The 14,662-nt window shown below is 40.3% G+C and carries 15 protein-coding genes and 1 pseudogene; 6 read left to right on the top strand and 10 right to left on the bottom strand.

The window, feature by feature from the left end; genetic code table 11:
• Positions 1-60: 60 nt before the first annotated feature.
• From UYI_RS0128120 to UYI_RS0128110, 3 genes are all read left to right on the top strand, one after another.
• Positions 61-1,269, top strand: coding sequence for an ABC exporter membrane fusion protein (locus UYI_RS0128120; RefSeq protein WP_016870025.1), 1,209 nt, complete (start codon positions 61-63; stop codon positions 1,267-1,269).
• Between the two features lie 92 nt (positions 1,270-1,361).
• Positions 1,362-2,534 carry an ABC transporter permease DevC gene (gene devC / locus UYI_RS0128115; RefSeq protein WP_016870024.1) on the top strand — a complete coding sequence of 391 codons (1,173 nt, stop codon included), beginning with the start codon at positions 1,362-1,364 and terminating at the stop codon, positions 2,532-2,534.
• Between the two features lie 28 nt (positions 2,535-2,562).
• Positions 2,563-3,258: a DevA family ABC transporter ATP-binding protein gene (locus UYI_RS0128110; RefSeq protein ID WP_016870023.1), complete on the top strand. Its 696-nt coding sequence runs from the start codon at positions 2,563-2,565 to the stop codon at positions 3,256-3,258.
• Between the two features lie 126 nt (positions 3,259-3,384).
• On the opposite strand, the gene UYI_RS0128105 is transcribed toward UYI_RS0128110, so the two are convergent.
• Entirely contained in the window at positions 3,385-4,644 is a 1,260-nt protein-coding gene (locus UYI_RS0128105) for a hypothetical protein (protein WP_016870022.1), read from the bottom strand.
• A 117-nt stretch (positions 4,645-4,761) separates the two neighbouring features.
• On the opposite strand from UYI_RS0128105, the gene UYI_RS0128100 reads away from it, so the two are divergent.
• Positions 4,762-5,712 (top strand): class I SAM-dependent methyltransferase, encoded by a 951-nt coding sequence (locus UYI_RS0128100; protein ID WP_016870021.1) that lies wholly within the window; start codon positions 4,762-4,764, stop codon positions 5,710-5,712.
• On the opposite strand, the gene UYI_RS37310 is transcribed toward UYI_RS0128100, so the two are convergent.
• Positions 5,693-5,836, bottom strand: a complete 144-nt coding sequence (locus UYI_RS37310) for a hypothetical protein (RefSeq protein WP_016870020.1) — start codon at positions 5,834-5,836, stop codon at positions 5,693-5,695. The genes UYI_RS0128100 and UYI_RS37310 overlap by 20 nt on opposite strands.
• A gap of 237 nt (positions 5,837-6,073) precedes the next feature.
• Here UYI_RS37310 and UYI_RS0128090 point away from each other — a divergent pair, with 237 nt between their 5' ends.
• Both UYI_RS0128090 and UYI_RS0128085 read left to right on the top strand, forming a co-directional pair.
• Positions 6,074-6,721, top strand: coding sequence for a hypothetical protein (locus tag UYI_RS0128090; RefSeq protein WP_016870019.1), 648 nt, complete (start codon positions 6,074-6,076; stop codon positions 6,719-6,721).
• A 278-nt stretch (positions 6,722-6,999) separates the two neighbouring features.
• Positions 7,000-8,205, top strand: a complete 1,206-nt coding sequence (locus UYI_RS0128085; protein WP_016870018.1) for a DUF4336 domain-containing protein — start codon at positions 7,000-7,002, stop codon at positions 8,203-8,205.
• Positions 8,206-8,501: 296 nt separating this feature from the next.
• Here the strand turns inward: UYI_RS0128085 and UYI_RS0128080 are convergent, their stop codons facing one another.
• The 8 genes and pseudogenes from UYI_RS0128080 to UYI_RS33630 form a co-directional block, all read right to left on the bottom strand.
• Entirely contained in the window at positions 8,502-9,206 is a 705-nt protein-coding gene (locus tag UYI_RS0128080) for a hypothetical protein (RefSeq protein ID WP_016870017.1), read from the bottom strand.
• 554 nt (positions 9,207-9,760) lie between these two features.
• A pseudogene (locus UYI_RS35370) lies at positions 9,761-10,030 on the bottom strand (IS4 family transposase); the annotation flags it as partial.
• 248 nt (positions 10,031-10,278) lie between these two features.
• Positions 10,279-10,707, bottom strand: a complete 429-nt coding sequence (locus UYI_RS0128070; RefSeq protein WP_016870015.1) for a type II toxin-antitoxin system VapC family toxin — start codon at positions 10,705-10,707, stop codon at positions 10,279-10,281.
• Positions 10,704-10,958: a FitA-like ribbon-helix-helix domain-containing protein gene (locus tag UYI_RS0128065; protein ID WP_026086223.1), complete on the bottom strand. Its 255-nt coding sequence runs from the start codon at positions 10,956-10,958 to the stop codon at positions 10,704-10,706. The genes UYI_RS0128070 and UYI_RS0128065 overlap by 4 nt, the downstream gene beginning before the upstream one ends.
• 91 nt (positions 10,959-11,049) lie before the next feature.
• Positions 11,050-11,772 carry a Uma2 family endonuclease gene (locus UYI_RS0128060; protein ID WP_016870013.1) on the bottom strand — a complete coding sequence of 241 codons (723 nt, stop codon included), beginning with the start codon at positions 11,770-11,772 and terminating at the stop codon, positions 11,050-11,052.
• Positions 11,773-11,964: 192 nt separating this feature from the next.
• Positions 11,965-12,906 carry a methylenetetrahydrofolate reductase gene (locus tag UYI_RS0128055; RefSeq protein ID WP_016870012.1) on the bottom strand — a complete coding sequence of 314 codons (942 nt, stop codon included), beginning with the start codon at positions 12,904-12,906 and terminating at the stop codon, positions 11,965-11,967.
• Between the two features lie 49 nt (positions 12,907-12,955).
• Positions 12,956-13,969 (bottom strand): tryptophan--tRNA ligase, encoded by a 1,014-nt coding sequence (trpS, locus tag UYI_RS0128050; protein ID WP_016870011.1) that lies wholly within the window; start codon positions 13,967-13,969, stop codon positions 12,956-12,958.
• A gap of 241 nt (positions 13,970-14,210) precedes the next feature.
• On the bottom strand, positions 14,211-14,546 hold the full coding sequence (locus tag UYI_RS33630) for a hypothetical protein (protein WP_016870010.1): 336 nt from the start codon (positions 14,544-14,546) through the stop codon (positions 14,211-14,213).
• Positions 14,547-14,662: the final 116 nt, after the last annotated feature.

Raw genomic sequence — 14,662 nt, 5'->3', positions numbered from 1 at the left:
GTAGAGCAAAAGTATTGCCATTTGTCTGTCTACGAATTTCATACTAGGAAGGCATAGATCATGGTGCAAAAACAAAGGCAGCCAATTACGATACCTACAAATCGTTTGCCTATAATTCTGGTAATTGCTATGACTTTAGGTATCGGTGCAATTTCTCTCTATAGCTTTTCTAGATTTCGATCTAAATCTGTCGACAACACGTCAGTTAATCCAATTAATTCTCCTGCTATTAGTGCTGTTGCTGCTCTTGGACGTTTAGAACCTCAAGGAGAAGTGATTAATTTGTCTGCTCCCAATTCCCAAGGTGGTGTTCAAGTTGCAAAACTCCTAGTAAAGGAAGGAGAGAAGGTGCGGAAAGGACAAGTAATAGCACTTCTTGATAGTTTCTATGTTCGTCTTGCAGCCTTAGAAAACGCTAAAAAACAAGTTCTAGTTGCCCAAGCTAGTCTCAATCAGGTAAAAGTAGGAGCAAAAGCAGGAGATTTAGCTGCCCAAAAAGCGACTATTGCTCGTATAGAAGCTGAGTTACGTGGAGAAGTATCTGCACAACAAGCAACTATAGCTCGCCTAGAGGCAGAATTGCGTAATGCCGAAAGTGAGAATCGCCGATATCAGATGTTATACCAACAGGGAGCCATTTCAGCATCCGATGCAGATGCAAAACGCTTGAGAGTGGATACTGTTCAACAACAACTCAATGAGGCAAAAGCTACCCAAAACCGTACGGTGGACACTCTGCAAAAACAGTTAACAGAAGCTAGAGCTAGGCTAACAAGTATTGCTGAAGTCCGTCCTACCGATATACAAGCAGCGCAAGCTGAGGTTGAAAAGGCAAAAACAGCAGTAGCACAGGCTCAAGCAGATCTGGATTTAAGCATAGTGCGATCGCCTATAGATGGCCAAGTCATAAAAATTTATACTAGACCTGGAGAAATCATCGGCAATCAAGGAATTGCTCAGATAGGTCGCACAGATCAGATGTATGTGGTAGCCGAAGTCTATGAAACTGATATTCAAAAAGTGCGTTTAGGTCAGCCTGCAACTATTACTAGTAATGCTTTTCTGGGAGAAATACAAGGAACAGTAACAAATATAGGTTTACAAGTTACCCAACAAAATATATTTACTAATAATCCGGGAGCAGATACAGATAATAAAGTAGTTGAAGTCAGAATCCGTATCAATAATCCAGCAGATAATCAACGGGTTGCAGCCCTCACTAACTTACAAGTAGAAGTACTAATTAACACTGTGCAATCTCACGAATAAACACTTTTTTGAGCATAGAAAGTATCAAGAAAAACTTTAATAACTTGCTATCAAGAGATTGCGTTTCCAATCTCACTTTTGAGGTTTAAAAGATGAGAAATAAGATACCTGTAGCCTGGCTACAACTAGCTCGACAAAAACTTCGCTTTCTAGTAGCTTTGGCTGGTATTGCATTTGTAGCTGTTTTAATGTTTATGCAAATTGGCTTCCAAGATGCTCTCTATGCCAGTGCTACACAAGTGCAAAAAAACTTAGAAGGAGATTTATTCTTAATCAGTTCCCAATATAAATCCTTAACCTCAAATCAAAGTTTTCCACGCATCCGTTTATATCAAGCGTTAGGATTTGATGATGTAGAATCAGTCAACTCTTTATACGTTCAATTTGCTAAACTCAAAAACCCAATTAATGGTCGGAAATTTCCAATTTATGTACTTGGTTTTGATCCAGCAAAATCAGTTTTTAAATTGCCAGAGGTTAATCAAAACCTAAATCTACTCAAACGTCCTAACGTAGTTTTATTTGACCGTGGTTCGCGTCCAGAATTTGGCCCAATTGCGGAAAAGTTTGTCCAAAACGAACCTGTCAGTATTGAAATATTTGGATATAACTCATTAGTTGGTTATAGAGTGAAAATTGCTGGCTTATTCAAGCTAGGGCCTTCCTTTGGAGTAGATGGCAATTTAATGATTAGTTACTCAACTTTCATCAAGGTATTCCTAGATCGTTCTCCCGAATATATAGATATAGGCTTACTTACTCTCAAACCTGGTGCTGATCCCCAAAAAGTTTTAGCGATGCTGTCAGCCCACTTACCCAAAGATGTGAAAGTTTTGACACGTAAAGGGTTTATTGATTTTGAAAAAAACTATTGGAGTGTCAGAACACCAATTGGATTCATCTTTAATCTGATGGTAATAATGGGCTTTATTGTTGGTGTAGTTGTTGTTTATCAAATACTTTATAGTAATATATCTAGTCACTTAGCTGAATATGCAACCTTAAAAGCAATGGGATTTAAAAATAAATACTTGCTAGGTGTCGTTTTTAAACAAGCTTTCATTTTGGCAATACTAGGTTATATTCCTGGCATATTTATATCTATATTTCTATATGATTTGGCTAAAAATGCTACTAAATTACCAGTTCTTATGAGCTATGACAAGGCATTAATAATCTTATTTGCGACATTATTAATGTGTTTAACTTCTGCATTTTTATCAACAAATAAATTGCGAGTAGTAGATCCAGCCGAAATTTTCTAATTTAATCATCAAATGAACTACAAAATCCATGTTTCAACAAGAAGTTGTGGTTTCCGTTAGAAATCTCAATCACTACTTTGGGCAAAAATCATTACGAAGCCAGATTTTATTTGACATTAATTTGGTGATAAAATCTGGAGAAATTGTGATTTTGTCTGGCCCATCTGGTTCCGGAAAAACAACTTTACTAACTTTAATTGGTGGATTGCGCTCTGTTCAAGAAGGAAGCCTCAAATTTTTAGATTGGGAGTTACATGGGGCAAGTAATGAAACATTAGTGCAAGTACGCCGCAACATTGGCTATATTTTCCAAGCTCACAACTTACTGGATTTCTTAACAGCCCGACAGAATGTACAAATGTCACTTGAACTACACAAAAATATTTCTTACCGACAGGCTCGACTGAAATCAGAAGCGATGCTCCATGCTGTTAAATTAGGACATCGAATTAATTACTATCCTACCGAACTTTCGGGAGGACAAAAGCAACGGGTAGCCATTGCTCGTGCTTTGGTGAGTCAACCCAAATTAGTCTTAGCAGATGAACCTACTGCTGCCTTAGATAGTAAGTCTGGTAGAGAGGTTGTAGAAATAATGCAGCAACTGGCGAAGGAACAGCAATGTGCTATTTTGATGGTGACTCATGACAACCGAGTTTTAGATATAGCCGATAAAATAATTCATATAGAAGATGGTCGGTTAATCAAAGAAGAATTATTTTAACTCCTCTGTAACTTCTACTCTGGTGTGTTCTCTACGTTCTCTATGGTTTATAAATTATTGAATTAACCACAGAGACACAGAAGACGCAGAGAGGAAAAAGAGATTTTAAGATTCACTGTCAAATATTTACTTTTTCACTAAAATATAGGCTGTGGCATATTCGGGTAACTGACTGATGTACCTGCTAAAATCCCTATTAGTCTTAAAAATTCCTGCTAAAAAATCAAGCTGATAAAGATTTGGTAAAAATGCTCCGCCCGTATCGGCGATCGCTCCCATTTTGAGGCGTTTATTTTTACCTTGACCATACTCAATTACAATTACTCGGCCTAAACCAATATTTAATACATCCCCAGCAAAAGTTACTCCTGGCTTAATGGAAATTTTTGCATCAATCTTATATCCATAGCCTTTAATAGCATTTACTTTTCTAAAATACCAATACCGCTTTTGTGCTGTTGGTTTTACTCCTCGAATGTAAGGCATTCCATTATTTCGATCTACATTAAAAAATTCTCGAGTACCATCAGTAAAATTAATCAAAATTGTTCCTTGCATCAAAGCTTCTTCTAAGCCTTGACGAGTCAAATAAGCAAGAGGTTCGACTTTACCGTATTCTCTTCCCCCAGGTTCATAAATACCTGATAAAACATCCTGTTTGGTATATTTAGTATAAAAATTGTCACCACTTAAGCTATCTTTTAAACTGTAAATTGGTATATTGTAATTCGCAGTTTTTTTCCTAGAGCCTGTGTGAGTAAAAACGGCATATTTAGTAATTCTTAACCGTTTCTGTTTAGGATTTTGGGGTTTATAAGCAGACCATTTAATGACTCGAAAATTATTATTGATAAAATTGGGATCTTGTAAACGAGTCGTGCGATTATTTGCAATATCCTCTTTTAAAACAGCAATCATAAAATCTAGGGTTTTCAGTGTATCTTGGACACTAACTCCCGCAGTTCCTAGTAATCCTGTTCGGAGAATATCTGGGTCTTGATTAGCGTAGTCTTGGTAATATTTTCTAGTATTCGCAAGAACAAATAACAAATCTTTTTGATTGAAACTCACCTTATTAGTTGGTAGTTTGGCAGAAGAGAGAGTTTGATTAGGATTAACGCTATATTTATATTTTTTAAATTCATCAATAACTTGATAGGGGGTAGATGCTGATATTAATCCTGAGTTTGATGTAAAATTATTTTGTCTACCTGGATTTTCATCTTGCAAATTTTTGGTAATTATGGAACTCGTTGGAACAGAGGCAAGAGACATTTGCTGTTGAGTGTTCGACTGAATATACAAGTAGCTACTACCTAAACCAACAGATAATATAGCAGCAGAACCAAGGAGAAGGCGGAATTTTGGGTTGAATAGAATACTCATAGCTAGAAGAATTTATTTTTTAATAAACTTTTGTGTTCTCGATTGTAGTTTCTCAGTAACTTAACATTAAAACCTAAAATATAAACAGTTATCTTGCCTCGATTACACATAATTCAGATGAAAGACAAAATTAAGCCAGATTGGGCTGGTGAAGGACTACTCTCTCAATTTGTGAATCTACTTATCCAAACCAGACCAATTTACAACCTGATGAAACATCAGGCAAGGCAAGTAATCATTAAAACTGCTGAAAAAAATGGTGTTCCTTGGCGCAAAAACTACGAAAGTTTGGCAGCATCGGGAGTAAAACAGCAACTAACGGAGATTGTAGACTCTAGTATTGTCTATCCCGATTACTATCAAGTTCCCTTCCATGCCTACTCCGAAGGAAATCTTTGCTGGCAAGCGGCCTTAGAAGCCCCCAGTGCTACTTATTCTATGGCATTGCGGGTATGGCCTAAAGAAAAGCTGACTTGGGAAACTGCCCACGATCGCTTGCGAGACACCTTTCATCAAGTTTTGGCAACCTATGGGCCTCAAGAAGTTAGAGATATTTTAGATATAGGCTGTTCTGTAGGTATTTCTACTTTAGCTTTACACCGCTTTTACCAGAAAAAGCAAAATCATCCTGTTCGCACAATTGGTCTAGATTTGTCGCCTTATATGCTGGCTGTAGCTAAAACTTTAGATGTCAATTGCGAAATATCCCAATGGCTTCATGCTAAGGGGGAAGATACGAAATTGCAAAGTAATTCCTTTGATCTTGTCACTTTGCAATTTGTGACTCATGAATTGCCACACTACGCTAGCAAAGCAATTTTTACTGAGGCGCTGCGACTGCTGCGTCCTGGTGGCTGTATTGCATTGGTAGACAACAATCCTAAATCTCCTGTGATCCAAAATTTGCCACCAGTTTTATTTACTTTAATGAAAAGTACTGAACCTTGGAGTGATGATTATTACTCTTTTGATATAGAGGCAGCATTAGAAGAGGTAGGTTTTAAGAAACCAGTTACAGTTGCCAGTGACCCTCGCCACCGCACTATTATTAGCTGCAAGCCTCAGTAGTATTGGTTGTTGGTTGTTGGTTGTTGATTGTTGGTTGTTGATTGTTGGTTGTTGGTTGTTGGTTGTTGGTTGTTGGTTGTTGATTGTTGGTTGTTGATTGTTGGTTGGAAAGAACACTAAACACTAAATACTAACAAATAAGTAAGTCGGTAGAAATCAACATAATGTTACGAAAAGTAAACATGCCTGTAAGGGCAAAGTATTTGTATCTCTATCTTGACATCAAAACTGAATCTACTAGTACAAATGCTTTGCCCCTACCCAATGACAAATGACGACTCCAGCTAGTAGAGACGCGAGGAACATCGCGTCTCTACATTCGTGCCAACTTACTTAAGATGATTGAATGAGGATTGAATCAATGCGATCGCCTGAATTAACATCACCAAGTTCACCAGATTTTACAACTGTACTTGAGCAAGCTGTTTCTGCATATCGGGGAGAGGCAAGGGATCGCCCTGCCGCCCCAACAGTGGTAAATGCCTTACTCCAAGCAGAAAAAGCTGCTAAGCAACAAAAATTAACTTATCCCTTTACATCGTTACTTGGTCAATGGCGACTATGTTTTACCACTGGAACTCGCAAAAGTAAAAATAGGGGAGGAATTGAATTAGGTAGGGGTTTTTATGTACCAAAGTTTGGGGCTGCACACATTTGTTTTACTGCTACAGATATAGTTGCTGGTAATGGGGAAATAGGTAATCAAGTACAACTTGGCAGCCTATTGTTAAAATTTACAGGCCCAGCCAGATATTTGGGAAAGAAAAACTTGTTGGCTTTTGATTTTACCCAAATGCAAATCAGCTTGTTTGGTCGTGTTGTCTACAAACAACAGATTCGAGGCGGTAAGAGTCAAACAGAAGATTTCTACAATCAATCTATTGCCAAACTACCCTTTTTTGCTTTCTTTCTCATGACCGAAGATTTTATCGCAGCACGTGGGCGTGGAGGTGGACTGGCGATTTGGATCAAAGAAGGCAGGAGACAAGAGGCAGGAAGCAGAAGTTAAACAGCTTTTAAAAGGAAACAGATAATGGTTTAAGAATTTTCAAGCTAGAACCCCAGGGGCGATCGCTCACAACGAGGAGATGAATCAAACGAACACAGATGAACACAGATGAACACAGATGGATTATGGGTTTGCTGTTAAGTTAATCTCCGATTCCTATGTTCTTCCCCTTCCCCTTTCACCTTTACCCTATTTTCAAGACAGCTGGTTTGAGATATTCAGATAAAATATTCTCAGCCTTGGGGATTCGGGAGGATCGAGTCGTGGAGAAAACCACGATGAACACGCAAAATATGCAGACACAACAGGATGGCATCTCTTTAAAAGATTGGTCTTGGCCTTTCTGGCCTGTTTTACCACTCTACCCATTTGGCAGACGACGCACACTCCGGCAAGAAGTAGTAAAAGATACAATCTGGACTTTTGACCAGATACAGGGGATTTTCTATGTTGTCGTGCCAATTCGCATGACTGTTGTGAAGTTAGAAGCAGGTGGACTCCTCGTTTACGCACCGATCACACCAACCCCAGAATGTATCCGCCTTGTTGAAGAATTAGTGACAGAACACGGGGATGTTAAATATATTATCCTGCCTACCATTTCTGGTTTAGAACATAAAGTCTTTGTCGGCCCTTTTGCCAGACGCTTTCCCCAAGCGCAAGTCTTTGTAGCCCCGAAGCAGTGGAGTTTTCCTCTCAACTTGCCCCTGAGTTGGCTAGGTTTACCTGGGGGACGTACTCATGTACTTCCACCGAATAGCAGTGATACACCCTTTGCTGATGAGTTTGACTATGCAATTCTTGGCCCTATCGAATTGGGGCCAGGACGATTTGCCGAAGTTGCATTTTTCCATAAGCGATCGCGTACATTGCTAGTCACAGATATAGTTCTGTCTATCCCCGCAGATCCACCGCCAATAGTTCAACTTGACCCCTATCCTCTACTGTTTCATGCCAAAGACGACGCCTTCCACATTGTTTTTGACACTGAGGCTAACCGTCGTAAGGGGTGGCAGCGAATTGTATTATTTGCTTTTTACTTCCAACCGAGTGCGCTGGAAGTAATTAGTACGAGGCAAGTGTTTCGCTATGCTTTAGGGGCACCAGATCGTTCTAGGAAAGCCTATTTCGGTTTATTTCCTTTTAAGTGGAATGACTGGCAACAATCTTTTGATGCCCTACGCGGGGACGGACGCTTGTTTGTTGCACCCATCCTGCAAACTTTAATTCTTAACCGAGATCCAGAGAAAACTATCAAATGGGCTAATCAAGTAGCGAGTTGGGATTTTCAACGGATTATTCCTTGTCACCTTGACTCACCGATTGAGGCGACACCAACTCAGTTTCGGCAAGCCTTTGTCTTTCTGGAAAAAACAGAAAATCCTCCCCAGTCTTTACCTGAAGAGGATTTGGAATTTTTAAATGAACTTTCACAAGGATTAAGCAAGTGGGGTATCACGCCACCAGCTAAAGAAAGGGTGTGAGGAGTGGGGAGATGGGGTGATGGGGAGATGGGGTGATGGGGTGGTGGGGTGTGGGGAGTAATGAGGAGTGTGAGAAGTCTGAGGAGTGTGTAGACGCGCTCATAGGCTTCCCGTAAGGTGGAGTGTGAGGGGTGTGAGGGGTGTGAGGAGTGTGAGTAGTAGCTATTAACTACTAACCACTAACTACTAACCACTGTACAGACGTGCCATGGCACGTCTGGTACAACTACTAACTATTAACCATTAACCATCAACAATCAACAATCAACAACCAACTACTAACCATTAACAATTGACTATTGACTCCTGCTGTTAGTATCAGATGAATTGCTATTAGGTGTTACATCTGTTTGATCTTGTCCATTTAGGGAAGGAGTGGTTGTACTAGTTTCGTTTGGTGAAGTAGTTGGTTGTGTGGTAGGAGTTGTAGTCGAAGTACTACCGTTAGAAGTGGATGGTGATGTCGGTGCAGTTTGTGTACTAGAAGGCTGTTGCGGCGGTACGGTAATGTTGATATCGGGTGCGGCAGGAGTAGGTACTGGTGATGTTCTCTGTTCAGGAACAGGAATAGGAACAGGAACTTCCCTGGTTCTTTCAATAATTGTTGTTTGTTGGGGTTCAGGTGTCAGAGTCGCAGCAGGAGTTGGGCTGGATGTTGGTGGAATAGTTTCTACTGGTGTAGTTGTGTTGTCTACGGCTGGATCTGGTTGATTAAAGTACCAGATTGCACCAGCTGTTAATGCTGCTAAACCAGCAATTAAAAAGCCTAACAACAATCCTTGCGATGCGTTATTTGTGTCTCGTTGTGCGAGGTCTTCTTGATAGTTACGTTCAGATACTCGGCCTTGTAAATAACCATTCCTATAAGATTGAGAATCTACCCTATCGTTGTTAACAGTTTCAGTGGTGCGTGTGACCTTAGTATGAGTTTCGCCATTGCTATCGATATAACTATCTTGTCTAACTTCACGATAGCTTTTGTTATCATTTGGATTAGTCATAGTATTTGATGTAATCTTCTCCGAATAAGTTGATGAAAAGGTAGATGCAAATCTTTGCAAAGGTTAAGCAATTTTAAGTAGCCTTTGCTATGTTTGCTCTGTGCTATTTAAAGTTAGGTTTTCTATTAATTATGAGAATAACTTGTGTATTTGCAGTTAGGTTTCTATCTAAAGAAGTGAGATAGACTTTAACCAAAGGAATAAAAGCTATTGCTAGGAAATATTATCTTTTTGTGGCAGAAAATTTAAAATATGAAAAATTTGCGATCGCATGATCAAAATCTTAAAAAGCCTGCTGTATCATGCCTCAACTAAGCTGATATTTGACAGCAAAAAAGAGAATTTTATGCAAAAGAACTTATACAAACCAATCCTAATACCAACTTATACAAAGAATGCAACATATGAATAATATTAAACCCCTCCCCAACCCCCCTTTTTTAAGCTATCCATTAGTCGCATCTTTCTTAACAAAAGCTGAAAGCTAATTTCCAAGAGGATTCGAGACGATGATTAGAATAGGAGGATTAGACAAACAGCAGAAAGTATGCGTGTTAGCTTTGATGGGCTAATTTCCAAGTTGTGGCGATATCGTGTAATCGCCGCAACCGTTTCCAAATAGTTGTCACACCAGGTTCTCCATCAGCTTTACGACCAAGAAAACCACCGAGGCTAGCAATCATACGTACTGCTTGTCTTAATGTCGGTGGTGTCTTGGGTGGAATTGGGTTTTTGCTGACAGTGACACACAAAGATTGCCATTCAACAGTATTTAAAACAGTCTCACAACAGATATCTGGATTTTGCCTAGCTTCGTAAGTGAGCTTCTGTTTGTCTGTGATGACGTTTTTTCGCTTTTCCTAAATCTTCTATATTTCTCACCCAAATTTGTTGGTCTATTATTCCCATTTCTTGAGAAAGATCCGGGTAATGGATAGCCGAAACGGGGAGGGAGTAAGATTTCTCCAGTTTTGGGAACTGAGGGGGTTAATTCGACTTTTAGTCTAATATCCCAATAACCCATTACACATTACCAATTACCGACACAGACGGATAATATTAAGTGTCCTGCCTACAAATTAGCAATATCTTCTACCCAGAGAAGATTATCGGCAAAAAAGCTTATTTTGAGCGCGTTGTAAAATTTGCGATCAGCTGTGACAAGCTGACATTCTTCCGTAAAAGCAAGGGCTAGATAAAAACATTCATCCACAGTTTGTGCTAGAGTGTTAGCCATTTCCACAGCAGTTTCTAACAACAATGTTGAAGGATAAGTCTGTAACATAACTGTTTTGAAGTTATGTATAATTCTGCGGCTGGTTTCTTGAGAAATTTCTCCTAGCTGAACTTTTTTCCACAAGATATTACCAAACTCAGGTAGCAGTAAATCTGGGGCTATTAACTCATAAGTTCCGTCCAAAAGACGAGCGGCTTTTTCGCTGTTAATCTCTGGGATGAACCATTTGACAGCGACAGTGGCATCAATCACGTACCGATTCACTTTTCTCTCTCCTTTCTAAGGAGTTCTGCACTGTCGGTATGGATGCTACCCACTAACTGTAGCCGCATTTGGAAAGCAGCCTCTCTCGCCTTTGCCATATTGACTGGCTTGCTTGAAGTTACCTGGCTTTGTACTGCCATCTCCAAGATGTGTTTGATTTCTGCTTGCAAAGAGTGACCATGCTGTTGAGCAAGGATTTCTAGCTTTTCTAGGATGATGGGGTCTAGGTCTTCAACCAAGACTTGAGCCATAGTTGACTTCTTGTAGTTTGTTATATTGAATAGCTTTTTGAGATTATAGCTTGCTGGGGCGATCGCACCTTTAAGCCACAGTCCAAAAATACTAAGCCTCTGGTTCAACCCCAAGCGATCGCAATTGTTCAGCCAAACGATCTGCTCGTTGACGTTCTCTTTCGGCTCTTTCCTCACCAGTTAACAACAAATTACCTTGCAAATCCCACCAGCGCAGCCAAGGTAATTCCACATTCTGATATTGGCCATGCCAAATGCCTAACTCAACACCTAATGGGTTTATGGGATAATGTCCGCGTTCATTAGGTGGTAATAGCTGATATTGTCCACCAATAAATTCATAAACTTCTACACTGGCTTTATTCACTTCATAAATGCCATAAAAGGGAGGACGAATCACCTGTTCATAAATCCAAAATTTGCCTTTCCAAGGAGTTTTGTCTCGTTTCTCACTACCATCCCCAGAGACAAACTCCAAAGCAATCAAGGGGGCAATATATTCTCGCCATAGTACATAAGACCTCCGTGTTTGACCATTGAGCAAGGGCGGTACATTCCCTACATAAAACCAATCCGGTGCTTCTGCTCCTTTCTCTGGGGGATCAGTCAAGCGCCAGTAGATCCCACAATCCTGACCAATGCAGTATTGCCCATCAGGATGACGTTTTTGCAATATTGGTTTAATCGAGTCAGTTAGTAAAATACTTTGGGGATGTTCCTGGAAGTTTTTCACAAATGTACCGTCAGACTCAGGAAGTTGAGTGTGATCAGGAAAAGGGGTGAGGGCGTTAGGTGGATTAGTTGCAGAGGTCATAAGATTACCTTTGCAGGGGTAGGGGTTGTTTTTTAGTTTAGCAATAGAGGCAACAAAAGAGCGATCGCACTCTCTTCAATCAACAAAGAAATGCGATCACTCACCTAGTGGTTTACCACATTAATTGTGAGGGATTATAGATCCCCGACTTCGTTTAAAGAAGTCGGGGATCTGAACTGAGAGAGCATTTGTTTAAACTGATACCATCTGATTAACTGGCGCAACACCAGCCATCTCTAATATTTGCGGAATCAAATCTTCTCGCTTCACTGCCATCATGTGGACACCTTGACACAATTGCTGTGCGATCTGTACCTGTTCCGCAGCAATTTTCATCCCTTCTTCTAGGGGATCTTTTGCTTGTGCCAATCTATCAATGATGTGTTGGGGAATATTTACACCCGGAACACACCTATTAATAAATTGGGCATTTTTTGCTGATTTAAACAAGAAAATTCCAGCTAAAATTGGCTTGCCACAACCAACAGCAATTTTATCCATGAACTTTTCTAGTATTTCAAAATCAGTAATTAATTGACTTTGAAAAAACTGGGCTCCTGCTTCTAATTTGCGTTCAAATCGTTTTTGCAAACCCGACCAACTTGGACATTGCGGATCAACTGCTGCACCAGGAAATAAATCTAGTGCCCCATCATTTAAGGGTGTATCGTTGTAATCAACGCCATGATTCAGCTTTTGTATGACTTGCAGCAGCCGCACAGATTCTAAGTCAAACACGCCTTTGCAGTCAGTATGATCACCTGCTTTCACAGGATCACCGGTCAAGGCTAAGATATTTCTGATGCCGATCGCATGAGCGCCCATTAAATCAGCTTGTAAACCAATGCGGTTGCGATCGCGACAAGCAATCTGACAAATTGGTTCAATGCCATGTTGTAATAAAATTGCCGATGCCACCACCGGACACATCCGTAAAACTGCCCGGCTGCCATCGGTAATATTGACAGCATGAACCCTCCCCTTAAGGGTCGCCGCCATTTTGAGCATGTGTTCTGGATTACCGCCTTTTGGTGGTGCTACCTCGGCGGTAATCAGGAATTGACCAGCTTTTGCTGCTGTCCGAAAAGAAGTTAAAGAAGTTGGATTTTGAGTATCCAGCATAAAAATGAGCATTTCTGTCTTTGGGTAAAGCTATAACACAACTCACCCTACACAGAAAACCTCATAATGGTGTGGAGTATCCCATTGCTGCTTTAACTTTTGCTAAAGTTTGGTTAGCAACAGCCTCTGCTTTATGTTTTCCGTGCCGTAAAACAGACTCTAAATAGCCTCTGTCGTCCATTATTGCCTGATATTTCTCTTGGATAGGTTTGAGGGCATTGATGACTGTTTCTGTCAGCAAAGGCTTAAATTGTCCCCAGCCCATATCTTGAGACTCAGCAGCGACTTCTTCCTTGGTTTTGCCAGACAGCACCATATACAGAGTTAACAAATTATTACTTTCTGGTCGTTCTGGATTATCAAACTCTAAACCGCGAGTCGGATCGGTTTTACATTTCTTAATTTTTTTGGCAATCTCATCCGGTGAATCTAGCAAGTTGATCCGGCTTAATTCCGAAGGATCAGACTTGGACATTTTCTTTGTCCCATCCGTCAAACTCATTACCCTAGCACCTTCCTTGCGAATCAAAGGTTCTGGTAACTTTAAGACTGGTTGATCTGGTTTAGCAAATAAGTGATTAAACCTATTAACAATATCCCGCGTTAGTTCTAAGTGCTGCTTTTGGTCTTCGCCCACTGGCACTTTATCCGGTTCGTAGAGCAAAATATCAGAAGCCATCAGCACAGGATAGTCTAACAAACCAACACCCACGTTTTCACCCTGCTTGACAGCCTTTTCTTTGAACTGAATCATATCTGTCAGCCAGTTGAGGGGTGTAATGCAGTTAAGTAACCAAGTAAGTTCAGTGTGGGCAGGGACGTGAGATTGTACAAAAATAGTGGAATGGGTTAAATCAAGACCACAAGCCAGATATAAAGCAGCCAAGGTATAAGTATTTTTAGCTAGTTCTGCCGGGTTGTGTGGTAAAGTAACAGCGTGCAAATCAGCTATAAACAGGAAATTATCGTACTGGCTTTGTCCTTCTACCCAGTTACGAATTGCACCTAAGTAATTTCCTAAATGTAAGTTACCAGTTGGTTGAACACCAGAAAGAACTCTTTGCCTGACAGACATAACGTAGGATTAATAGTTTTAACTTTTTTTAAAGATACTTAAAAATGGGCAAAAAGGGGACTGGGGAATCGAAGGGAAGGGAGACAAGGGGGACAAGGGGGACAAGGGGGACATGGGAGACACGGAGGACATGGGAGAAATAATGAATCCCTAATCCCTAGATCCCTAATCCCCAATACCCGATCCCCAATCCCCAATACCTTGTGCGATCGCTACTGTAACAAAGTCAGCACTTGTTGAATCAACTGGCGGATATACCAGAGGCGAAACATCTGAGTTTGATAATATGCTTCCTTTGTCCCTGTAGTGTAGCCCTCATTAGTGCCAGTTGAGCATCTGTTGGTTGCCCTAGCTGTCGAAGTATAGCAAACAAGCTATTGTATACTTCATTCAATTTTGGATATTGCAAGCCTCTACCTTTGCGAAATTCCAAAATTGCTTGACGTGGAAAGTTCGGTAATACCTTAATGCAAGAGTTGCGATCGTTAATATTCCCTTCTGGTCTTATTCCGTAAATTTGGCACAGTTGAATCAGCTCTGGCAGAGTCTTTGCCTCCAGCTCAGTGCGGTTTAACATAGTAAATGTCTGTTTTTTCGTAAATGGACTTGGTGGGTAAGTATTCTTGGCGGAAGCTGCCCACCATATTTTTAACTATACAATTTGTTGCCTAATTATTCCCAAGTTATCTAAAA

It is taken from the genome of Fischerella muscicola PCC 7414 (assembly GCF_000317205.1).
Lineage (GTDB): Bacteria > Cyanobacteriota > Cyanobacteriia > Cyanobacteriales > Nostocaceae > Fischerella > Fischerella muscicola.
Note: the sequence above shows the minus strand (reverse complement) of the source record. Positions and strands in the feature narration are given on the sequence as shown.